17 protein-coding genes and 1 tRNA gene are annotated in these 22,896 nt (G+C 50.7%); 4 read left to right on the top strand and 14 right to left on the bottom strand.

The genetic code is table 11. From position 1 onward, the window contains the following. Window positions 1-6 precede the first annotated feature (6 nt). The 6 genes from KGP21_RS00375 to KGP21_RS00350 all read right to left on the bottom strand — a co-directional run bounded on the left by KGP21_RS00375 (window position 7) and on the right by KGP21_RS00350 (window position 7,189). Window positions 7-555, bottom strand: a complete 549-nt coding sequence (locus KGP21_RS00375; protein WP_179248586.1) for a BREX protein BrxB domain-containing protein — start codon at window positions 553-555, stop codon at window positions 7-9. A gap of 3 nt (window positions 556-558) precedes the next feature. Beyond that, on the bottom strand, window positions 559-1,320 hold the full coding sequence (locus KGP21_RS00370) for a hypothetical protein (RefSeq protein WP_223536791.1): 762 nt from the start codon (window positions 1,318-1,320) through the stop codon (window positions 559-561). A 258-nt stretch (window positions 1,321-1,578) separates the two neighbouring features. After that, a complete protein-coding gene (locus tag KGP21_RS00365; protein ID WP_223536788.1) occupies window positions 1,579-3,435 on the bottom strand; it encodes a hypothetical protein in 1,857 nt (618 codons plus the stop codon). Window positions 3,436-3,452: 17 nt separating this feature from the next. Then, window positions 3,453-5,450: a DEAD/DEAH box helicase family protein gene (locus tag KGP21_RS00360; RefSeq protein WP_223536785.1), complete on the bottom strand. Its 1,998-nt coding sequence runs from the start codon at window positions 5,448-5,450 to the stop codon at window positions 3,453-3,455. A 271-nt stretch (window positions 5,451-5,721) separates the two neighbouring features. Next, window positions 5,722-6,930 carry an integrase arm-type DNA-binding domain-containing protein gene (locus KGP21_RS00355; RefSeq protein WP_223536782.1) on the bottom strand — a complete coding sequence of 403 codons (1,209 nt, stop codon included), beginning with the start codon at window positions 6,928-6,930 and terminating at the stop codon, window positions 5,722-5,724. 164 nt (window positions 6,931-7,094) lie between these two features. After that, window positions 7,095-7,189: transfer RNA gene (locus KGP21_RS00350), tRNA-Sec, on the bottom strand. 174 nt (window positions 7,190-7,363) lie between these two features. On the opposite strand from KGP21_RS00350, the gene KGP21_RS00345 reads away from it, so the two are divergent. The 3 genes from KGP21_RS00345 (at window position 7,364) to KGP21_RS00335 (ending at window position 9,573) form a co-directional block, all read left to right on the top strand. Continuing rightward, on the top strand, window positions 7,364-7,948 hold the full coding sequence (locus KGP21_RS00345; RefSeq protein ID WP_021181316.1) for a DJ-1/PfpI family protein: 585 nt from the start codon (window positions 7,364-7,366) through the stop codon (window positions 7,946-7,948). A 505-nt stretch (window positions 7,949-8,453) separates the two neighbouring features. Then, window positions 8,454-8,618 (top strand): hypothetical protein, encoded by a 165-nt coding sequence (locus tag KGP21_RS00340; protein WP_223536780.1) that lies wholly within the window; start codon window positions 8,454-8,456, stop codon window positions 8,616-8,618. Between the two features lie 10 nt (window positions 8,619-8,628). Next, window positions 8,629-9,573 (top strand): Rpn family recombination-promoting nuclease/putative transposase, encoded by a 945-nt coding sequence (locus KGP21_RS00335; RefSeq protein WP_059199218.1) that lies wholly within the window; start codon window positions 8,629-8,631, stop codon window positions 9,571-9,573. 371 nt (window positions 9,574-9,944) lie between these two features. On the opposite strand, the gene KGP21_RS00330 is transcribed toward KGP21_RS00335, so the two are convergent. The 8 genes from KGP21_RS00330 to xylF all read right to left on the bottom strand — a co-directional run bounded on the left by KGP21_RS00330 (window position 9,945) and on the right by xylF (window position 21,187). After that, window positions 9,945-11,297 carry an amino acid permease gene (locus tag KGP21_RS00330; RefSeq protein WP_115160115.1) on the bottom strand — a complete coding sequence of 451 codons (1,353 nt, stop codon included), beginning with the start codon at window positions 11,295-11,297 and terminating at the stop codon, window positions 9,945-9,947. An 80-nt stretch (window positions 11,298-11,377) separates the two neighbouring features. Further along, complete coding sequence (locus KGP21_RS00325; protein WP_223536778.1) at window positions 11,378-13,696, bottom strand: Orn/Lys/Arg decarboxylase N-terminal domain-containing protein; 2,319 nt, start codon at window positions 13,694-13,696, stop codon at window positions 11,378-11,380. Window positions 13,697-13,819: 123 nt separating this feature from the next. Next, a complete protein-coding gene (locus KGP21_RS00320; RefSeq protein ID WP_037376472.1) occupies window positions 13,820-14,509 on the bottom strand; it encodes a helix-turn-helix transcriptional regulator in 690 nt (229 codons plus the stop codon). Between the two features lie 258 nt (window positions 14,510-14,767). Beyond that, on the bottom strand, window positions 14,768-16,114 hold the full coding sequence (locus tag KGP21_RS00315) for an esterase-like activity of phytase family protein (RefSeq protein WP_218520054.1): 1,347 nt from the start codon (window positions 16,112-16,114) through the stop codon (window positions 14,768-14,770). A 115-nt stretch (window positions 16,115-16,229) separates the two neighbouring features. After that, window positions 16,230-17,408 (bottom strand): D-xylose utilization transcriptional activator XylR, encoded by a 1,179-nt coding sequence (gene xylR, locus KGP21_RS00310; protein ID WP_059199223.1) that lies wholly within the window; start codon window positions 17,406-17,408, stop codon window positions 16,230-16,232. 51 nt (window positions 17,409-17,459) lie between these two features. Continuing rightward, the gene (gene xylH / locus KGP21_RS00305) at window positions 17,460-18,644 is read right to left on the bottom strand and encodes a xylose ABC transporter permease XylH (protein ID WP_021807306.1); all 1,185 of its coding nucleotides are present in this window, start codon (window positions 18,642-18,644) and stop codon (window positions 17,460-17,462) included. Beyond that, on the bottom strand, window positions 18,622-20,163 hold the full coding sequence (locus KGP21_RS00300; RefSeq protein WP_115160111.1) for a xylose ABC transporter ATP-binding protein: 1,542 nt from the start codon (window positions 20,161-20,163) through the stop codon (window positions 18,622-18,624). Before KGP21_RS00300 ends, xylH begins: the two co-directional genes overlap by 23 nt. 28 nt (window positions 20,164-20,191) lie before the next feature. Then, window positions 20,192-21,187, bottom strand: a complete 996-nt coding sequence (xylF, locus tag KGP21_RS00295) for a D-xylose ABC transporter substrate-binding protein (protein ID WP_021807304.1) — start codon at window positions 21,185-21,187, stop codon at window positions 20,192-20,194. Between the two features lie 375 nt (window positions 21,188-21,562). Between xylF and xylA the strand changes: the two genes are divergently transcribed. Beyond that, window positions 21,563-22,882, top strand: a complete 1,320-nt coding sequence (xylA, locus tag KGP21_RS00290) for a xylose isomerase (protein ID WP_024483256.1) — start codon at window positions 21,563-21,565, stop codon at window positions 22,880-22,882. Window positions 22,883-22,896 lie beyond the last annotated feature (14 nt).

The following is a 22,896-nucleotide window of genomic DNA, read 5'->3' as shown; positions in this document are numbered from 1 at the left end:
TCCTTGTTATTCGTTATGGTGGCAGATGGCGGTGGCATGATAGCCCCAGCCATCCTTGGCATCCAAAAGACTGAAATTGTTATCGTGATATTCACCGGGGAAGAAGACGACTAGCTTCCCTTTTATCGCTGGAGAGAGGGCCTTTACCAGCGCTGAGACAGAAGCGAATCCAAACAGAGTACCGGTGCCTAGCAAGGCCACCACATCATTGCCCCCCAGCGCCTTATCGACTTCAACTTTCAGGCGCTCAGCTAACTCTTCGGCAAAAAATTCATAACTGCCCACCAACAACTCAGGCTCATCGAAGTAGGCTTCTGCATAGTCGTGCTCCCCCATCCACTTGGCGAAACCATCTGTGATATCCAGTAACTGCCAACGGTGGCCATTCTGCTCTACCACCAGTTGAAACTCTTGAACGCGGGCGCGTAGCTTGAGCTCATCCTCTTTGTGGTAAACCACAAAGACTGCTCGTTCCTCGGCTGAGAGCACCGCTCGCCAGGGCACAGACATATAGATTGCAAAACGCTTAATCAATTTCGAGAGGCGATCGCTCATGCCTTAATTCTCCTCAATAGTCCAGAGTGGGAAACGCACTTCAACGATGCCACTGGCCTGCTTATAACTGATCACTTCGTGCAGTGATGCCATATAGGCCAACTCGAACCCTTGCGCAGGCTCTAATCCTAGTAGTTGAAACCAGGAGGTCTGAAAAAGACCTTGCCCAGACTTACCTTCACAATGCCCCAGGAAGAGTGCAAAAGCCGCATTGACATAAGTAACCACAGGGTTAGTTCTAACCTTTTTTACTTTGCCATGTAAGAGTCCAGCCTGGGTCCAACTGCCATTGATGTTTTGGGCAAATGAGCGCAATGACACTGGACTAAATCGGCTCGGTTCCGGCGCTGACAGAATATGTTCAACCTTTTCACGCTCTAACACCTGCCCTATGGGCGTTGTGCTGATCAAAGCTTGGGTTTGCCTGAGTAGAGGATCCCTGACCAACGCCAATTGCAACGCCAACAGAGGTTGCGCCTCTTCAGATCTATCCCATAACTGACGAAATACTCGAAACAGCGGGATCTCGGGTGATATACCATAAAGATCAACCAGATGTCGGAAGGTCAGCTTGCGAGCATTACCGCTACTTTTATGGAGTCGATTGAAAAGCTCTATATCCTGCTGGTAGTCATACCGGGTTGCTTCACAGGGACGGGCATTCAACAGGGTTTTGAGCTCTGCATACATCAGGCTACGAGCGGAGTGGGCACCACTCTTACCAAATTTAAAGCCCAGTCTCACTAGGCGTTCATCGCTACTCATAAATCCTCAATGGCGCTCAGTTCATACAGTCAAAGAAGCATCATTCTACCCCTGAGAGGGCCATAGCTCTACGAAACTAGGTCACCAAATCGAACATTTATGCTGTATGGCATAAATGCATCCACCACAGGTGGCCACTCCACGGTGACTACGTTTTACCAAATACTATGAATGAAGTGTTGCTGCTTTAGTGCATTTGAGCAATTTTAATGCAACATGCCATATCACGCTAAGTTGCAATGAAGTTGCCGCCCTGCGTTATTTAAAAATCGAATTATTCCTTAACTTTGTTGGACTAACGTCAAACTCTAATTCTGATGGGCTAATGTTAAAAACTACCCCGCGCTTAAAAATAACGATAACAGTATCATCATAGGGAACTTTCAGCAGCCTACACAGCTCTTTTAGGTCATCTTCATCCATCGTTCTTTTATAAGCATCCTGCTGCCTGGATAAATTATAAACACTGAAGATAACCGCCATAAGTCGCTTATCATCCGTACGTTCCCCCCCACCAGGATTGACGACCTGATTGAATTCGAGTTGCATGCCATAATTGAGCTTCTCGATAAACGATAAGGTTCGTGCCTTTGCACAGCTCTCAGTGAAATTATCATAGGTAGCTCCGTTTACCCATTGGGCTTTTATCCAGTTTTGGTGATCCCCCCTGAGTGCTCTGCCACTTTTGATAAAGGGGCCATTATCCTTAAGATACTCTTCCCGAATAAGTTGGATAGCCTCTAAAATTTCATTACCCAAGCCATAGCCACTAAAGTCTGGTGCAATTTCATTCAGATTTGCAGGAATAACGTGGTAGCATTCAGTTGAATAAATAAAATGATCTGGGCTTTGCTGTCTACTTTGGCTGATTGAGGTGGTGTTAACCATCAGCCCACGGTCAAAACCAATGACATCGTAGCGTTCACAGATGCGTTCAAACTGTTGTTGTAAAGCAACAAAATCACAGTGCTCGGATTGACTCTCAAGATGATTGAGCAATTCGCTATAAGCGCCTATAGCATCTAGGTTTGTATAATGAATAGCAAGGGTATTGCTATGATAACCGCAAGCACGACCAATATTCGCTTGAACGATAGCTGCAATACTAGAGATAGTACTATCCCAGCTGTTGATTAGTTCCTCTTTCATCTTTGAGCCAAAGTTTATCCCAGCTCGAAAACCTGCAACTGTGATAGCGATAAGCTTATCATCAAAGAGGCTTGCTGCTTCATAGGCATGCTTAAAGTCCTGAATAGTGCCAATCTCATATTCTTCAACACCAGATAACTTTTGACCAATGATGAAGATCTGATCTTCATCGATCCCTTGATCTAGCAATATTGCTTTGGCCTGTGAAGCTGAACCGTTGGGCACCCGGATTAGACTCCAACCAGGCCCTTGGTGTTCACAAAACTGTCTGATAAACCTGCGTCGTAACAATGAATCCTGGCAAAAATCTCGTTGAGTCGGATCCAGTTTCACAATTTGATGGTGCTTGTGCATGCTACGTATGCCGTGATAGTCTCGGCTGGTTTTATGGAACACCAACTGGGTATGATAGCTATGTTTTAGAATGGAGTCGGACCCAGAGGAATATAGAGCACTAAAAGGGGTTGCTGAAATAAAGGCAATTTTACAACCAATGTTTTCACTATCAAGGTAGTTGAAAATTTTACCATAGCGAATACCCTCTTGATTACTACCATAGTGACATTCATCGATGATAATTAACTTCGGTGGTTGATGTTTAAACTCAGTCTCCAGTGACTGCCTGAAATTGGCAAAATTGCTAATTACCATATTGGGAGAAGTCGAGAAATCATTCTTTGCTTGCTCCAATAGAGAGATGTCCGCCATTGTTACCAAATATAAAGTATCTTTGAGTTTCCTTCGGTCACATAAATCAAAATCTGACAAAGAATCGCGTTGTAAGCAACTCATAGCTAATGCAATCCCTGACTTTCCTGATTGCATTTCAGCGGCAACAATAACAGCCCTAGCACCACCATTAAAATAATTAAATGCACGATAGGCTGCATCTTTTTGATGTGCAAAAACATAGTTATTGAGCACTAATCCTATTCGCTCTCGATGTCGCTTCGCCATCATTTTCATGATATTACCTTGCCTAATTAAACATTACGCTGCTGTTCGGAAAACTGTGATTCATCATAGATAGTCGTTTCATAATCGGGTAACTGATTAGCTGCATTTTTCAAACGACTTATCTCAGCATTATACTCGCCACGTTTAAACAAAACGAACATAGTATCATCATAGTCAACACTGAAATATTCACACATCTCATGAACATCAGCTTCAGTCATAACCCATTTATTTACATTATTTCGGCGTGACATATTGTAAACACTAAATATAGTAGCCGTGATCAATTTCTGCTCTGTATATTCACCTGAACCGGGCATAACCACTGTATTGAACTCTAATGCTTCTTCAGCATCAAGCTGGCAAGTGAATTTCAGGGTGCGTTCTTTCATCGTTCCTTCTTTAAGGGCTTTCTCCTTGTTGTCATAGGTATCACCATTTACCCATTGGGCCTTTACCCAGTTTTTCTTGCTGCCTCGCATAGCACGTGATGATTTTACTGATGGCCCCGAATCTTTCAGCAGCTCTTCACGGATTAAAGCGATAGCTTGCAACATCAACTTATCGTCAGTATGTTGAGTAAAGTCGTAATCAGGAGAAAATAACTTTGCCGGTACTGCAACGTAGCTAGCGGTCATATAGGTTTCAACATCACCAATAGGCCTGCGTCTTTTATTTTTGACCGTCAATCCTACATCTAAACCGTTTACATTAAACTCTTGACAGATGTCTTCAAAAAACTCTTTTAAACCATCGAAATCTGAAGCTGCGTGCTCACTGGTATTTTGGTCAAGATAATCTAATATGGCGGCATACGCTTGTGCTGCGTTGAGACTGGTAAAATGATGTGCATCTCGATTGTTGTGATAGCCGCAGGCCCGGCCGATATTAGCTTGTACCACGGCAGCAACGCTAGTGACCGTACTATCCCAGGTAGCAATGAGCCGCTGTTTCATATCTTGGCCGAAATTAATTCCGGCACGGCAACCAGCAACAGTAATTGCGATGAGTTTTTCATCGAAATCGATACATTCATCAAACTCTTTTTTAAATCGCTCAATGGTTGTTAGTTGGTCCTCAGGAACTCCACTCAAGTCCTTACCAAGGATATGAATATTTTGCTCAGAGAAGCCAGCCTGAATGAAACCATTTTTTGCTTCCATTGCGGCGCCAGGTGGCACTCTCACTAATGCCCATCCTGCACCTTCATGTTGAGCCAATAAGGTCATCAATTTATCTCTTGCTGATGACTCTAGGAGGATGTTTCTGGAATCATTATCTAATCCAGTTACCTTATTAGATTGCAGCATCTCCCTGACACCGTAGTATTCATTACTGGTACGATGGAATACGAGTTTTGTATTGAAATCCCGGCGCAATATGGAGTTTTTAGCTGCTTCCTCCGCAGCCTCTGCGGCTTCGCTTGCTTCTTTTTCCTTGTGATGACTCCTGGCAATCTCTTCCTCATATTTAGCCACATCATACTCTGTTTCTGCTGCATAGAGAGCGCCAAAAGGGGTTGCTGAAATGAAAACGACCTTACATTCTTTATTTTCCTTTTCAAGATAATCAAAAACTTTGCAATAACGAATAGCTGAAGCATTTGAGCCATAATGGCATTCATCAATCAGGATAAGCTTCGGCGGACTCCCCTTAAAACTCCTTTCTAAGTCCTGGTCAAAACGAATAAAGTTACTAACGACCACATTTTTTGCATCAGCCAGATCTTTTTCTGCCTGTTCAAGCAGAGCCACATCAGGCATGGTCACCAGGTACAAAGTATCCTTAAGCTTGAGCCGGTCGCAAATATCGTCATCATTCATAGACAGGCGCTGCAAACAGCAAAGTGCCAAAGCCACACCTGACTTACCTGCTTGCATCTCTGCAGCAGTGATAACCGCTCTGACGTTACCATTTAGAGCATCAAATGTTTTTTGTGCTGCCGTTCGTTGGTGCTCATGTAAATTTTGTCCATTGAGAATAGATTGCACTTTCTGTCTTAGAGAATCAGTTTTGGCAGTCATAAGTCAGACCGTCCTTGAGTTTAAGAATGGTTTTATTAGTTTCGCACACCTACCAGCGGTCTCCAACTAACGGTGAGTAGATCTGAGGGTCATCAGTCAAAAAAATCATGCTTGAATACTAGCCGACTCAGTAAAACCAATATCACGACTAAAAAGTGCATTTCAATTAAAGTCAGCAATGCCAGTATGTTAACTGGCATTGCTGACATCTTTCATCATTTTACTCTTCTAGCTGTCTTCTCTGCTGAATTGTGGGTTTTTCCTTAATCTCTCATACTAAATCCCCACCATTTACCACATTCCCGTCCCGCTCCAGGTTATCCATATAGTCCGCATACCACTGCAACATCTCACGCCGTCCATCCAGATACTTCGCATGGTTGTAGGTGCCACGGATGCTGTTCTTATCCACGTGAGCAAGCTGGGTCTCAATCCAAGCCGAGTTATAGCCTTGCTCATGCAGGATGGTACTCATGGTATGGCGGAAGCCGTGGCCAGTCAGTCGCCCCTTGTAACCCAACAGTTCAATAACCTGATTGATGCTTTCCTTGCTGATTGGCTTACGCTGATCGTTCCGACCAATGAACACCAAGGGATAGCCGCCAGTCATTGGCTTGAGAGAGCTGAACAGCTCAATAACCTGCGTTGATAATGGAACGACATGAGGCCGCTTCATTTTCATCACTTCAACCGGTATGTTCCACAGCCCCTTGTCAAAGTCGATATCCTGCCAACGTGCAAATCTCAGCTCCTGGGTTCTTACGCCCGTCAGCATGATGATCTTGGTTGCGGTTTTAGTGATGACACTGCCAGTGTAACCAGATAGGTCTTTAAGGAAATATGGCAGTTCCTGAGCCGTCAGGAATGGGAAGTGTTCCTTCTTCGGCGTTGCCAGAGCGCTAGCCAGATCGGGAGCAGGATTGTAAGTAGCTCTGCCAGTGATAATGGCAAAACGAAATACTTCCCCACAGCGTTGGCGAACCTTACGCATTTTCTCCAGCGCTCCGCGTTTCTCCATTTTGCGCAGTGCTTCTAGCAACTCCATCGGCTTGAGATCGGCAATCGGCCGCTTGCCAATATAAGGGAAGATGTCTTTTTCGAAGGTATCAATGATTTCATCACGGTAGCGCAGTGACCAGCGGTCGGCTTTAGCCTGATGCCACTCGCGGGCAACGGCTTCAAACGTGTTCTCCGAATTCAGTTTCTGAGCAAGCTTCTCAGCTTTTTTGGTTTCACCAGGATCGTCACCTGCAGCCAGAATCTTTTTAGCTACATCGCGTTTGTCACGGGCTTCTGCCAGAGATACATCCGGGTAAACGCCAAAGGCAAGGCGCTTCTCTTTTTCGCCGTAACGGTACTTCAATCTCCAGTAACGAGAACCACTGGTTTTTACTTCAAGGTAAAGCCCTCCTCCATCGAAGAGCTTGTACGGCTTGTCTTTTGGTTTAGCAGTTTCAACTTGTCGGGCTGTTAGCTTCATAGGGGGCACCTCAAAAATAGGGGCATCGTCAGTGCCCCCTATGGTGCCCCCAGACTACACTTGATTTGGGTGGACATGAGTTGACACCAGGAGAGCGAAAGTGGCTTAAGTTACGGGTATTATAAGGGATTTATTGACTTTAGTGGAGTTCAGAATACATCGAATGGCGGAAGATCACAGGAGTCGAACCTGCCCAGGACCGCTGGCGGCCCCAACTGGATTTGAAGTCCAGCCGCCCCACCGGGGACGAGGATCTTCCTCTAGAGCTAGGAAGCAAGTCGCAGATTATAGCGCGAATCCCCCTAGCTGCTAAGAGGGAATTCATGTTTCCGCGATCCCCTTCGTACACTTGCTCTCCCGCACAAAACTCCTGCCTTTTATTTGCTACCCTAGCCGAGCCCGGGTTATTAACCCGTACATTGCTGGAGATGCTATGACCAAGAAAGTTGCCGTCCTGCTGAGCGAAGGATTTGAAGAGGCCGAGGCGGTTATCGTGATCGACGTGTTACGTCGTATGGAGATAGAGGTAGAGCTGCTGTCCTGCCAGGATAGGCTGGAGCTGCGCAGCTATCACCAGATACGTATGTTTGCCGATGCTCTGTTGGAACGCCGCATGGACCAACTGTACGATGCCGTGGTGATCCCCGGTGGGCCGCAGGCTACCGCCGCAATGGCGGAAAACGAGCTGGTCGTGGAGTTTATCCGCCGCCACGATCGTGCTGCCAAGCTGATCTGCCCGCTGTGTTCTGCCGCTGCTCGCGTGCTGGCTGCCAACAAACTGCTGCAAGGCCGCCGTTATGTCTGTTCTGGCGATCTGCATCAGGAGATCGAAGATGGTACCTACGTGGCTGAAAGGGTTGTGGAAGATGGCAATCTGATCAGTGGCCAAGGGTTGGGGGCCGCGTTTGATTTTGCCTTCACCGTGGCCTACCGCCTGACCGGCGATCGCACTACCACGCAAGAGCAAGCCGTACATATCTATCACGAAAACTGGCAAGCCCCACAGGCAGTGCATTAATCGCGACTGCTGCTAACTAGGCGCGGCACAGTTTACGTTTTCCGGCTCCGATGCCGAAAGCGAAAATTGTTACCGCGCTTTCTGTTTTTTACGGCTACTCCTCGCTATCCAGGTACAACGTTTTGATCCCGCTTTTGCTACGTTTAGCGGCAACCAACGCATAACAATGACCTGTAACTGTTTTGCCAGATTAGGCGAAGCCGTGGTCAGTAATACCACGGTCATTAGCACGCCAGTAACCCCCCCTAACCGGCCCATCATTTTTGTTAACCACACAATAGAAGTACGGGAATAAGCTGCACCTTTGGCAAAAATTATTCATATTGATAACAACGTGGCTATTCTTCTGAATTTTTCGGGGCAAATATATTCGACCGTAGGAGCATAGTTGGTTGAAATAACCGTGACATCACTAATACTTGTTCCCCTGTAGTGGTGGGTAGTCCATAATTACACAATGCAATGCCTTCACGGGATCTATGCTAAAAAATAGAGGGAATTCTTTATGGGTATGCCACAAACAAAATCTGAATTAATTTCATATCTTAATAAAAACCTCGGTGAATTAATAAATATCCTGAATATAGGTTCGCCGGAGCTTGCCTCAGATAAATCAATGGAGGGATATGCGAAAAATAATAACGTCAGATTAAAATCAGTATCGGAGTGAAATGATTATAATGAAAAAGAAAAACAACACGCCAACGCCCCACGATGCCACATTCAGACAGTTCCTGACCCAGCCAGAGGTTGCCCGTGATTTCATGGAACTACACCTCCCGGCAGAGCTGCGTGCCATCTGCGACCTTAACACCCTGAAACTGGAGTCAGGCTCCTTTGTGGAAGATAACCTCCGCCAGTACTTCAGCGACGTGCTCTACAGCCTGAAAACCACTGCTGGGGATGACGGTTATGTCCACGTGCTCATCGAACACCAGTCCACCCCGGATCGGCACATGGCTTTCAGGCTCATCAGGTACGCAGTAGCGGCCATGCAGCGCCATCTGGAGGAGGGCCACAAAAAGCTGCCTTTGGTAATACCGATGCTATTCTATACCGGTAAGCGCAGCCCATACCCCTATTCCACCCGGTGGCTGGATGAGTTTGCTAACCCAGAGCTGGCCGGTAAACTTTACAGCGCTGCTTTTCCGCTTGTCGATGTCACCGTCATCCCTGATGACGAAATCGCAGGCCATCGCAGCATGGCGGCTCTGACACTACTGCAGAAGCACATTCATCATCGGGATCTGGCGGAACTGGTGGATAGGCTCGCTCCCATCCTACTGGCCGGATATCTCTCTTCATCACAGGTAGTATCGCTGGTACACTATATTGTACAGGCGGGCGAAACGTCAGACGCCGAAGCCTTTGTACGCCAACTGGCACAGCGAGTGCCGCAACATGGGGACACACTGATGACCATCGCACAACAGCTTGAACAGAAGGGCATTGAGAAGGGTATTGAGAAGGGCATTCAGCTTGGTCGGCAGGAAGGGCATTCAGAAGGCGAGCGTGATGCTACGCTGAAAATTGCCCGTACCATGCTGCAGAACGGTCTCGATCGCAACACCGTCATGAAAATGACCGGTCTGACTGAAGACGAGCTGGCACAGATCCGCCACTAATCTTATTAGAACAATGTTCTAGCCTTACTGTCGGACCTTGCCAGTAGTCTGAATAGTCGCAAAGGGACTATTTTAGGGTGGGACTATTACCTGATGATATAGCAAGGTTTGGCAAATAACGGCGGTATGAAGAATTGCCGTGTAGTCGCACCGCCAGGATTTTACACAAAATTGAACGTAACGTGTTTAATTAAAATTAACAACTAATAATAGCAGGGTCTTATATCTTTCCGAAAAGGGGTGATTCGCTGTATTTTATTTGTCACCGTCATAAAAAAACCTCCCCACCAAGGAGAAGGCTTTGAGATAAAAGAGCCATTCACTGTTGCAGTAACGCCTTCATTGTTACCGTGCTTTCTGTTTTTTTACGGCTATTCCTCGCTATCCAGGTACAACGTTTTGATCCCGCTTTTGCTGCGTTTTGCCGCAACCAGTGCATATAGCGGGATGGTGAGCATCATCATCAATACCCCCCAGAACATGGCGTTGCCTCCCGATCCGAACAGGGCAAACAGACTGTAGAGAATGCCAATCACCGCCAACGTGCAGTAGAAAATGAAGCCCCCGCCCTTATTCAAGGATTTGGCCACCATGATGATCGGTAGCGCGACCAGCGCATAGATATAGGGCAGTAAAGAGGCAAACACCGACATCAGCACAATCACCTGAAACTGTTTTGCCAGATTAGGCGAAGCCGTGGTCAGTAATACCACGGTCATCAGTACGCCGGTAAAAATCAGCCCCTTCATCGGTACATCGTTTTTGTTCACCACGGCAAAGAATTTCGGGAATAGCCCCTGCTTCGCGCCAGCTTTTGGGGCTTCAGACTGCAAGATCAGCCAGCCAGAGATCGAACCGAAACAGGCGATAATGCTCAGGGCGGAAACCACTTCCCCGGCGAATTCACCAAACATATAACGGGCAGCATCGGCAAAGGGGGCGGCGGAATTCACCAGTTCGCTATGCGGTACTAACCCCATGATCACCGAACAGCTGGTGACATAGCACACGGCGGCAATCAGCAGCCCCAATACCGTCGCCTTGGGCACTGTGGATTCGGGGTTTTCCACCTGTCCGCTGGACACCACTGCGGATTCCACTCCCAAAAAGCCCCATAAAGCCAAAGACGCGGCGGAGAGGATTGCCGAAACGTCACTACCCTTGGTGCCATTATAAACTTCGGTGAATAACGCGGGTTTGAACCAGAACCAGCCAATAAATCCGATCCCCAGCACTACAACCAGCATGCAGCAGGCGGTGAATGATTGGGAGCGCCCGGCCACCCTTGCCCCCAAAGAAGCCAGAGCGATAAATGCCCAGAGGATAACAATGGCGGTGATAGAGCTGACCAGCGGATCTTTGAGGATGGGGAAGAAATAACTCAGGTAACCCACACCCGCCACCAGCAGCGCCACGTTACCCACCCAGGCGCTGATCCAGTAACAGATGGTGGTCTGAAAGCCAATAAATGGCCCAAACGCGTCGCTGGCATAGGCAATAATGCCGCCATCACGCGGTGTCACCATGCTGTTTTTCGCAAACACCAGCGCCAGGGCAATCACGCCGACAATGGTAATCACCCAGCCAAATAAAGAGATAGACCCGATGCCTGCCAGATTGGTTGGCAGCATAAAGACCCCGGATCCCATCATGTTAGAGGCGGTCACCAACGTCAGGGCAACCAACCCCATTTTTTTCACGGAGGCAGTATTAACAGAAGCCATGATATTTCCCATCATTATTGCATTGATACAAATCTTGAAGAGGGTGCGGATCGCACCCATGGGGATAAAGCGCGAGCCGATTAACGTATGGAAGCGCTGGCAGGCGTTTCTTTTATGCACCGCACCCAATAAGTGCCGTTCTCATCCACTTCCACACCCTGCAGTTCATGTTCAAAGCCGGGGAAGCGCTGGCCGAAGGTCTGCAAGGCCACCAGGTAATCGACGATGGCCCGTGATTCTGACGTCACCTTTTCACCCGGCATGATGAGCGGAATGCCCGGTGGGTAAGGGGTTATCATCACGCCCAGCGTGCGGTTGCTTATGTCGGCAGCCTTGACCTGCTCGGTTTGGTCGGAGATCAGGCATTGGTAGGCCTGGGAGGGGGTAAGAACGGGGATGGCCTCTACAGAACAGGCAAGCTCCAAAAGCTCGGCAATTTTCAGCTCGATATTCGCCTGATGGATCGACCGGCATAAATCGCCGATGCCCATGTTGCGATAGGCGGGGGAACTGGCCGCAACCTGCGGAAGCACCGAGGTCAGCGGGGTATTCTCGTCATAGTGATGTTTAAATATCATCAGCATGTCGATCAGGGTATTCCATTTGCCCTGGGTAGAACCCAATGCAAATAACACCAGAATGGTGTAGTCGCCGTTGCGGGCCGGGATAATACGCTGGGTATCCAGGAATTTTGCCACTACCGGCGCGGGGATGCCGAAAACATTCATCTTTCCTTGCGCGTTCAGCCCAGGGCAGGTAATGGTGACCTTGATGGGGTCCAACATCGCATAACCCTCCGGCAAGTCGCCGAAGCCGTGCCATGCCTCTCCGGCTCGCAGCTGCCAGCAGGTGGGATCGTTGGCTAGCACCTCGTCGGCCACCTGGGTGAAAGGAACCTTTTTGCCCTCCTGCAGCAACGTGCTCGGCTGCCAGACATCGAAGAACCATCCTTTGTCACTTTTTTCCGCTTTGAGCTTGTCTGCGACGGTCACCAGCGTCTTGCGGAAGCTGATAGCATCGTGAATAGCTTCATCGACCAATGTCTTACCGGCTTGCCCCTCCATCATGGCGGTCGCCACATCCATTGAGGCAATGATCGGATAGAACGGTGACGTGGTGCCGTGCATCATAAAAGCCTGATTGAAAATGTCGTAATCCACCGGGGCACGTTTGGAATTGCGGATATGTATCATCGAGGCCGAAGAAAAGGCCGCCAACATCTTGTGTGTCGATTGCACGGCATACAGCGTTGGGCCGTTGTCTTTATCTTCGGGCACATCCATGGCGAACCGCCCCTGATACAGGGGGTGGAATTTCGCATAGGCATACCAAGCTTCGTCAAATTTGATCCGGGGTACCGACTTGGCCAGCTTTTGGGTGACGGCGGTGACGTCATAAATCAGACCGTCGTAAGTGCAGTTAGTGATGATGGCATAAGCGGGGCTGCGGTCTTCTGCCTGATAAGCCAGCACGCTGTCATCGATTTTTTGCTGGATCGCGCTGGCCTCAAACTGATCGGGAGAGATCAAGCCAATAATGCCGAGCCCATTACGTGCAGGCTGGAAATAGACGGGTTTAGCCTGGGTGATGGTCAGCTCATGGTTGACGGACTTGTGGCAATTGCGGTCTACCAGGATGATTTTATCTTTTAAATCAATTGAGTGGCCCACTATCTGGTTAGACTGGGAAGATCCGCCTGTCACATAGAAGGTTTTGTCCGCGCCAAAGAGTTTGGCGGCTCGCGTTTCCGATTCGCCCGGCGCTCCCTTATGTTCAAGCCAGTCCCCCATTTCCGGCGTAGAGATGCCAATGTCTGCCCGCATCAGGTTTTCGCCAAAGTAATTGATAAACTCACGGCCTACCGGGTGCTTAAGGTAGGCAACGCCCCCTTGATGCCCCGGGCAATCCCAATAGTAAGGGCTGTCTAACGCGTAACTTTTTAGCGCGGCGAAGTAAGGCGGCAGCAGGTTCTCAATATACTGGCGTATCGCCAGATGAATGCGGCCAGCAATAAACTTGGGCGTATCTTCGCTGATGTTGATGTACTCATGGATCTCTTGAATCACCTCCGTCGATAAACGCCCTAACAAAGGTACACTTGACGAAAAGAAGATGGGCACCCGGCTGTTTTTAGCGCGGATCACGCGAATAATCTCCTTGATAATGGGAGAAGCCCCGCCCAAGTTAGCACCCTCGCACTCATTAATAATGATACAGCCGATGCCCGCTTCTTTTCTGGCCATCGCCAGCGCCGTTTCATTGCTTTCCGCGTGGATAAAATGGTAGTTATTTAATGCCAGCACCTCCTTAATCGCATGATAGCCATCATCGACCTGTATTTTATTATCGCGTACAGAAACAATTAATATTGGAAAATCAAGATTGCTTGCGTAACTCATTGTATGACCTCTTCTCATCCATGTCATTGAGATATCAACTGGGATGCCAGATGATGAAAGCGAGCATACTCTTGAAGTACAAACAATAAACTGTACCAAAGGTACAGTTTTGTAGTGAGGTGATTAGCGGATGATATAACAGGGTTTAGAAAATAATGGTGGAATATAAAATTGCCATTGCTGCTTTCTGGCAAAAAATATAAATTCCCGGGTGGTTTCACAATGGACCTTCGCCAGAATATTACTTTTATGGAACTTTATCGTTCTCAACGTTCTGTTGAGAATACCGGCAATTTCTTTCTCCGTCATACCTTGTAACAGCAGAAAAGCCACGACCCACTCCTTAGCGGATAAAATCTCGGAGGGACAAGCAACGGTTAATTTACCGATATCATCACCAGAGACAAAAAAACGTGCGGTGATGGAGTGCAGCGGTTTGATATGGCTGATAATACCAGAGCAATGAGCCTGTTTGTCGTAGTAGGGCATGCGTTCACAATAAAACACGCTGAATATGCGTTTGCTATCGATAGGGAGGATCCCTATTGCTTCAATCTTCCTCATCTCATCAATAACGCGTTGGTCATGGATGGAGATAAAGGGCTTAAAAGGGGCTAGTGCAGAAGGCCTCCCATTTTCTTCCGGCTTCAGCAATAGGCCATATCTGGCATTGGCATACACGGGCTTTTTATGCACGTCCTTTAAGCACCAGGCCTCATCACTAGACTCCCACGCAATCAGGATCTCCAAAGGAATAGCAATAGCTAACGAATTTAATTTCGCAATAATACTTTCGGTACTGACACGAGACATTTTCCCACCTTCAATCCTTGGTGCCATTATTCGCACTACAAATGGCGACATAGTGTAAAACGCCTAGAGCAGACTACCAGAAAGCCAACCTGAAGCGGCAAGATTGAAAGTAACGTTTTATTAATATGCTTACTTGAAAATGACCGTGTCAAATATCTACTATGCTCCCCACAAAACGAGGTCACATACGTATTTTTCATCATCGGAATAAAAAAGCCTTCCCCCAATCAGGAGAAGGCTTGGCGATAAAGGAGAGTTTTACGGCTGTAGTAGGGCTTTCACATCCAACAAAATAAATTCGTTATCGTCTGCCACGTTGGGTTCGCGGCTGGAAGAGAACGGGAAGTTATTGTCGTTCCCCACGATAATATGGCTGCCATCCACCACATCGACATTCTCGATAGTGAAGAACGGGAAGGTCAGCACGCCGTTATTCAGCGGCTTACGCGCCAGCTTCTGTGGGTCCTGAATGTTCAGCAAATCGATATACGCCAGTTTTTCCACCGGTTTGCCGACGTTGGCGTCGGAAAACGCTATTTTGTAGACCCGTTTGAATTTAGCGATCTGGCTGAAGCAGTTATCCATTGGCGCGCCTGCCGCACAGGTTTTATCGGCAGTGCCTTCACCATTATCACGTTCGATCACCAGCCCGTGGGTGGCGTCGATCATATTGAAATCACCGATGGCGTTCTGATTGTCTTCCAACACGTACTGCCAGCTGCGGCCAGTCCATACCTGCTGTTTGACGTCAAACTCCAGCACCCGCAGGTAGCGTTTGCCCGCCACGTTCTCAAACTGTTCGCCGTCCCACAGCGCCCCTTCCAGCAGGGGATACAACTTGCTGCCATCCGGTGATACCGCCATTCCTTCAAAGCCCTTGGAGCGCGCGACCTGGAAGTTCTGCTTGCCGTCCGGCGCACCTGGCAGCGTCAGCGTCGGGTTATCCGGCGATTTCACTACCTTGCCGTCAACCTGGGTATCAAACACCGCCAGCACCTTGCCGTTCAGATCCGCTTTAATCAGGTAAGGGCCAAATTCATCGCCGATCCATAGGGCATCGTCGGCAAACTGGAAGCTTTCCGGGTCGAAATCGCTGCCGGTCAGGTAACGTTTGTCGGTGCTTTCATTGACGATATGGAACGGGACTTTTTTATCGGGATCGTGCAGGAACAGCGTTTTTAGCGGCGTTACCGTGCCTTCCTTGAAATCGATACGGTAATGGTTGAGATACAGCATGGCGTCCGGCGAGTTGGCTTTACTGCCAAATCCGTTATCGGTCAGCACCCAGTAGGTGCCATCCGGCATGTGTTTGATACCGGAATGCCCCTGCAACGGCTGACCATTGATGGGTAGCCCGATGCCGGTCAGCCGATCCGCAGATTTCCCCGCTACGCTACCCAGTTCGGTGATGCGTTTGCCGCTGGTGTATTTACCGCTCTGTTGCAGATCGGTTGGTGCATCCTGGGGGGCCGTGACGCTGGACTTCACCGGTAATACGGCGTGCCCGGCCAGCACGGCGGGGACTTCCTGAGCCTGCGCCCATAGCGTGGTGCTGAATGCCAAGCAACTGGCCAGCAGTGCCAGGCGGGAGGGTAATTTATGCATATAATGAATTCCCTGGTTATGGTTTTGCCCAAAGGTAAAAAGCAACGCCACTATAGGGAGCCGTAATGACAGAAATATTATCTGCCACGTAACAAACAATGCCCACGCTGCGGTTTCAATAGCCAGCCTCCCCAAAACGGTCGCGGCACTCTTTGGGCGTCATGTCATAGCCCTTCTTGAACACCGAATAGAAGTACTGCAACGATGGATAGCCACACATCTGGGAAATTTCGTTGATGGGTAACGAGGTCGCGGTGAGTAAGTTGCGGGCGCGATCGAGCTTCTCTTGGTGGATGGCGTTATGGATCGTCTGGCCGGTTTCATCCTTGAAGCGCTTTTCCAGATTGGAACGGGACATGCCCACCGCATCCAGTACCTGCTCCACCTTGATCCCCTTGCAGGCATGGTAACGGATATAGTGCATGGCCTGGATCACCGCCGGGTCACGCAGTGAACGGAAATCGGTAGACCGCCGTTCAATCACCTTCACCGGTGGCACCAGAATGCGCTGTAGCGGCAGCTCGCGCTGATCAAGCAGTTGATGCAACAGCTTGGCGGCACGATAGCCCATCTGGCGTGTCCCCTGCACCACCGACGACAACGCCACGCGCGACAGATAGCGCGTCAGCTCTTCGTTATCGATGCCAATCACACAGAGTTTTTCCGGCACAGGAATATCCAGGTGCTCGCACACTTGTAACAAGTGGCGCGCCCGCGCATCAGTAACGGCTATGATCCCGGTCTGCTGGGGCAAGGTCTGCACCCAGTCCGCCAGGCGATTCTGGGCGTATTGCCAGTTCTCCGGCGCGGTTTCCATCCCCTGATACACCACCCCCTGATACTGTTCCGCAGCCACCAACTGGCGGAAAGCCTGTTCACGCTCCTGCGCCCAGCGCTTACCCCCCTCCACCGGCAGGCCATAGAATGCAAAGCGGTTCAGCCCTTTTTCTTTCAGGTGCATAAACGCCGCTTCCACCAGCGCATGGTTGTCGGTAGCGATGTAATGCACCGGCGGGTAATCCGCCTCCCGATGGTAAGAGCCCCCGACGCCAACCAGCGGCACCTGGACGTTACGCAACAGCTGCTCAATATTCCGGTCGTCGAAATCGGCGATCACGCCGTCCCCCAGCCAGTCCTTGATATTATCGATGCGGCAACGGAAATCCTCTTCGATAAAGATATCCCAATCGCTTTGCGACGCCTGTAAATACTCGCCAACGCCCTCCACCACCTGGCGGTCGTACACTTTATTGGCGTTGAACAGCAGCGTAATACGGTAGCGCTTCTTAAACATGGGGGCTCCCCAGCAATAAATACGGCTACAGCTACAAGTGTGAAGCCACGCCTACACCCGGCGTTTGGTCGCGGAATCCATCCACACCGCCAGCAGCAGGATCGCGCCTTTGACGATATATTGCCAGAACGTCGGCACGTCCAACATGCTCATGCCGTTATCCAATGAGGCCATGATAAACGCCCCCATCACCGCTCCCGCCACGCTACCGATCCCCCCGGCCAGGCTGGTGCCACCGATCACGCAGGCGGCGATAGCATCCAGCTCGGCAATGTTACCGGCAGAGGGCGAACCGGCCCCCAGGCGCGAACTAAGGATCAGCCCGGCAATCGCCACCATCAGGCCGTTGATGGCAAACACTGCCAGCTTGGTACGTTCAACGTTAACCCCGGAAAGCCGTGCGGCATCAATATTACCGCCGATGGCATAAATACGGCGGCCAAAGGCGGTACGCGACGCCATAAAGATCCCAGCCAGCATCAATGCGGTCAGGATCAGCACCGGCGTTGGCACCCCGCGATAGTCGTTCAGCAGGTAAATCGCCCCTAATACCAGGATGGCCATGATGCTCTGCCGGGTGATATCGCCACTCGCTGCCGCTACCGGCAAGCCCAGTTGTGTACGTCTACTGCGCCGCCGCCACTGCCAGGCCACAAACAGCATCAGGCCGACCGCGCCAATGCCAAAACCCACTCCGTTAGGCAGGTAGCTCTGGCCAATCTGCGACATGGCATTGCTGGTGGGTGACACGGTGGTGCCATTGGTAATGCCGATTAGAATGCCGCGAAACGCCAACATCCCCGCCAGGGTGACGATAAACGAAGGAACTTTACGATAGGCGACCCACCAGCCATTCCAGGCCCCCAGCAATAGCCCCGCCAACAGCGTGACCACGATGGTCAACGGCAACGGCCAGCCGAACCAGACGTCAAATATCGCCGCCGCGCCCCCCAATAGCCCCATCATTGAACCAACGGAAAGGTCGATCTCCGCCGAAATAATCACGAACACCATGCCCACCGCCAGAATGCCGGTGATCGCCGTCTGGCGCAGCAGGTTGGAGATGTTACGGGCGCTGAGATAGGCCCCTTCGGTGGTAAAGGTAAAGAACAGCATGATGACGGCGATCGCCGCCAACATCACGAACACCTGCAAGTTGACGGTTTTCAGCCCGAACAGCGGCTTTTTTGCCCCCACTGGCGGCAGGCTGGCTTCAGATTGCGTGCTTTTCAACATGTGTTTCACTCCTCAAGGCCGCTTCCATTACCTGTTCCTGGGTCAGATCGCGGTTCACCAGATCGGCTTTGATCTGCCCCTGGTGCATCACCAATACCCGATCGCTTAACCCCAGCACCTCCGGCAATTCGGAGGACACCACAATCACCGCGAGCCCCCGCTGTGCCAATTGATTGATTAACTTGTAAATCTCTTGCTTGGCACCGATATCAATGCCGCGCGTTGGCTCATCCAGAATGAGGATTTGCGGGTTCAGCAACAGGCACTTCGCCAGGATGGCTTTCTGCTGGTTACCCCCGCTGAGACGGGCAATAGCCAGCTCCGCAGAAGACGTTTTTACCCGTAGCCGTGCCAGCGATTGTTGGATAGTTGCCTGCTCCTGTGCATCATCCAGCACCGTCAATGCGCCACTGAAATCCCCCAGCGCCGCCAACGTCATGTTGGCCCCCACGCCCATTACCGGCACGATGCCATCGCGCTTGCGGTCTTCTGGCACCATGGCGATGCCATATCGCATTGCCTCGCGGCAGTTGGTGATGGTGGCGGCCTGCCCTGCGATGGTGATCTTGCCCTGCCAACGCCCCGCATAGGCGCCAAACAGGCACTGCATGGTTTCGGTACGCCCGGAGCCAACCAGCCCGGCCACGCCGAGGATCTCCCCACGCCGTAGGGTAAAAGACACATTATCGGCCCGGCGGATATGGCGGTTGACCGGGTGCCAGGCAGTGAGGTTTTCCACCTGCAGGACCACCTCACCGATGGTATGGGGTTCCTGCGGATACAGCTCGGTCAGCTCACGGCCAACCATCATGGCGATGATATCGTCCTCGCTCATCTCCGCCGCAGGCCGGGTGCCAATGTGCTTGCCATCGCGGATCACACAGATAAAGTCCGAGATCGCTTTCACCTCGTTGAGCTTGTGCGAAATATAGATACAGGCGATCCCGTGATCGCGCAGATCCGCAATGATCGCCAGCAACGTGGCGGTTTCACTTTCGGTCAATGAGGCGGTGGGTTCATCGAGTACCAGCAGGCGCACCTGTTTGTTCAAGGCCTTGGCAATCTCCACCAACTGCTGTTGGCCCAACCCCAGTTCACCCACGCGGGTATTAGGGTCAACCTCCAGCTTGACCTGCGCCAGCATGCGCTGGCAGCGCAGGTACATGTTGTCGTAATCCATCACCCCATAGCGGCCCCACTCGTTGCCGAGAAACAGGTTCTCCAGCACCGTCATCTGCTTCACCAGGGCCAATTCCTGGTGAATGATGGCGATGCCTTTCTGCTCGGTATCGCGAATGGTTTTCGCCGTAACAATCTCACCCGAAAAATAAATATCGCCCTGATAACTGCCGTGCGGATATATTCCGCACAGCACTTTCATCAAGGTGGATTTTCCTGAGCCATTTTCACCGCACAAGGATAATACCTGCCCCGCTTCCAAGTGTAGGCTGACATTATCCACGGCTTTCACTGCGCCGAATTGTTTAGTGATATTTCGCATTTCTAACAGGCAGGGCATTATTCACTCCCCCCAGATGGCATTGCCATTAATTAAGATCGGATTGCTTATGGAAACCATCGGCAATAACCGTACTGTCGATATTCGTTTTATCCACCTGTACCGGGGTTAATAACCAGGCCGAAACCTCTTTACTGCCATTATTTAATTTGGCATTGGACTTGGGTTGTTCCCCTTTGCCCAGCTGCACGGCGATATCCGCCGCTTCGTCGGCCAGCTTGCTGATCGGTTTATAGACCGTCATGGTTTGGGTGCCCGCTACAATGCGTTTTACTGCCGCCAGATCGGCGTCCTGACCAGAGATCGCCACCTTCCCCGCCAGCCCTTGTGCAGCCAGTGCCTGAATGGCTCCACCGGCGGTGGCATCGTTGGAGGCCACGACCGCGTCGATATGGTTATTGTTGGCCGTCAGGGCGTTTTCCATGATCTTCAGCGCGTTTTCCGGCAGCCAGCCGTCGGCCCACTGATCGCCCACCACCTTGATCTTGCCGCTGTCGATCAGCGGTTGCAGCACGGTCATCTGCCCCTTGCGGAACAGCTTGGCGTTATTATCCACCGGCGAGCCGCCCATCAGGAAGTAGTTGCCCTGTGGCACGCGCTGCACCAGGCTTTCCGCCTGCATCTCACCCACTTTCTCATTATCAAACGAGATGTAGAAATCGATATCGGCATTGTTGATCATGCGGTCATAGGCCAGGACCTTGATGCCTTCGCGCTTCGCCTCGCTGATCACGTTGCTCAGCACCTGGCCGTTATAAGGGATGATCACCAGAACATCGACGCCGCGGTTGATCATATTCTCGATCTGCGCCATTTGGGTTTCTTCATTGCCGTTGGCCGACTGAACAAACACATCGGCCCCCAGGGCGTTGGCTTTCTTGACAAAAATATCGCGGTCTTTTTGCCAACGTTCCAGACGCAGGTCGTCGATAGCCATACCGATTTTAATCTGTTGGCTGTAGCCCGGTTGGCTGGCCAGTAGCAGCAATGCGCAAGCTGAAAGCAAGAGTGGTTTGAATTTCATTTTATAACCCTTGAGTTGTGTAGGGAAATAGTTATCCGAGGCTTTCAAACGGCAAAATTGAAAGGTAACGAGATAAAACACGAAACTTCCAGTGGATTGTTGTCGCTTATGCGGTGTTCAGCAATTACAGATTTTCACCAGTGAATTACGGTTTTTGGTTTAATGTTGATTTTATGATGGCGGTCATGTTTTAAACCTGTGAAATAACCCGCGGCCAGTAAAACCGGCCCTTCGTTGAATTATGAGATCCCGCGCACATTTAATAATTCTGTGAATTTAAGTGTGAAATAACGTAATTGAGCATTCCGCCGCTTACTCCGAAGATGAGCGCATCCCGCATCCCTTACGCCGGGCACCGTTACCAAGGAGTCACTCATGCAATCCTATTTTGATCAGCTAGAACAGGTTCGTTACGAAGGCACCAGCAGCAATAACCCGTTGGCTTTCCGCCACTACAACCCCGATGAAATCATCCTCGGCAAACGTATGGCCGACCATCTGCGCTTCGCCGCCTGCTACTGGCACACCTTCTGCTGGAACGGGGCAGACATGTTCGGCATCGGGGCCTTCGATCGCCCTTGGCAACAGCCGGGCGAAGCGCTGGAGCTGGCTAAACGCAAGGCCGATGTGGCGTTCGAGTTTTTCCATAAGCTGAACGTGCCTTACTACTGCTTCCACGATATTGACGTGTCACCGGAAGGGGCCACGTTAAAAGAGTATCTGAACAATTTTGCGATCATGACCGATGTGCTGGCTGAGAAACAGCAAAGCAGCGGCGTGAAGCTGCTGTGGGGCACCGCCAACTGCTTCACCCATCCGCGTTACGGTGCCGGGGCGGCGACCAATCCGGATCCGGAAGTCTTCAGCTGGGCAGCCACTCAGGTGTTCACGGCCATGAATGCTACCCACAAACTGGGTGGTGAAAACTATGTGCTGTGGGGCGGGCGCGAAGGCTATGAAACCCTGCTCAATACCGATCTGCGCCAGGAGCGTGAACAGATTGGCCGCTTTATGCAGATGGTAGTTGAGCACAAACATAAGATCGGCTTCCAGGGAACGCTGCTGATCGAGCCCAAACCCCAGGAGCCGACCAAGCATCAGTACGATTACGACGTCGCCACCGTGTACGGTTTCCTTAAACAGTTCGGCCTGGAAAAAGAGATCAAGGTGAACATCGAGGCCAACCACGCCACGCTGGCCGGGCATTCGTTCCACCACGAGATCGCCACCGCCATCGCGCTGGGGATTTTCGGTTCGGTCGATGCCAACCGGGGCGATCCACAGCTAGGTTGGGATACCGATCAGTTCCCGAACAGCGTGGAAGAAAACGCGCTGGTGATGTTCGAAATCCTCAAGGCCGGCGGCTTCACTACCGGCGGGCTGAACTTTGACTCGAAGGTACGCCGCCAAAGTACCGACAAATATGATCTGTTCTACGGCCATATCGGCGCGATGGACACCATGGCGCTGGCGCTGAAAGTGGCCGCCCGCATGATCGAAGATGGTCAGCTACATCAGCAGGTTGCCAAACGCTATGCCGGTTGGAACGGTGAATTGGGCCAACAGATCCTGCAAGGGAAACTGTCGCTCGAAGCGCTGGCACAGCACGCCGAGCAACAGGTGCTGGCACCGCAACATGCCAGCGGGCATCAGGAAAAGCTGGAGAACCTGGTCAACCGCTACCTGTTCGGCTAACTCTCTACGGCGCG

This window comes from Serratia sp. JSRIV004, assembly GCF_019968705.1.
GTDB lineage: Bacteria > Pseudomonadota > Gammaproteobacteria > Enterobacterales > Enterobacteriaceae > Chania > Chania fonticola_B.
The sequence above is the reverse complement of the archived record's forward strand: the minus strand, read 5'-3'. Positions and strand labels throughout refer to the sequence as shown.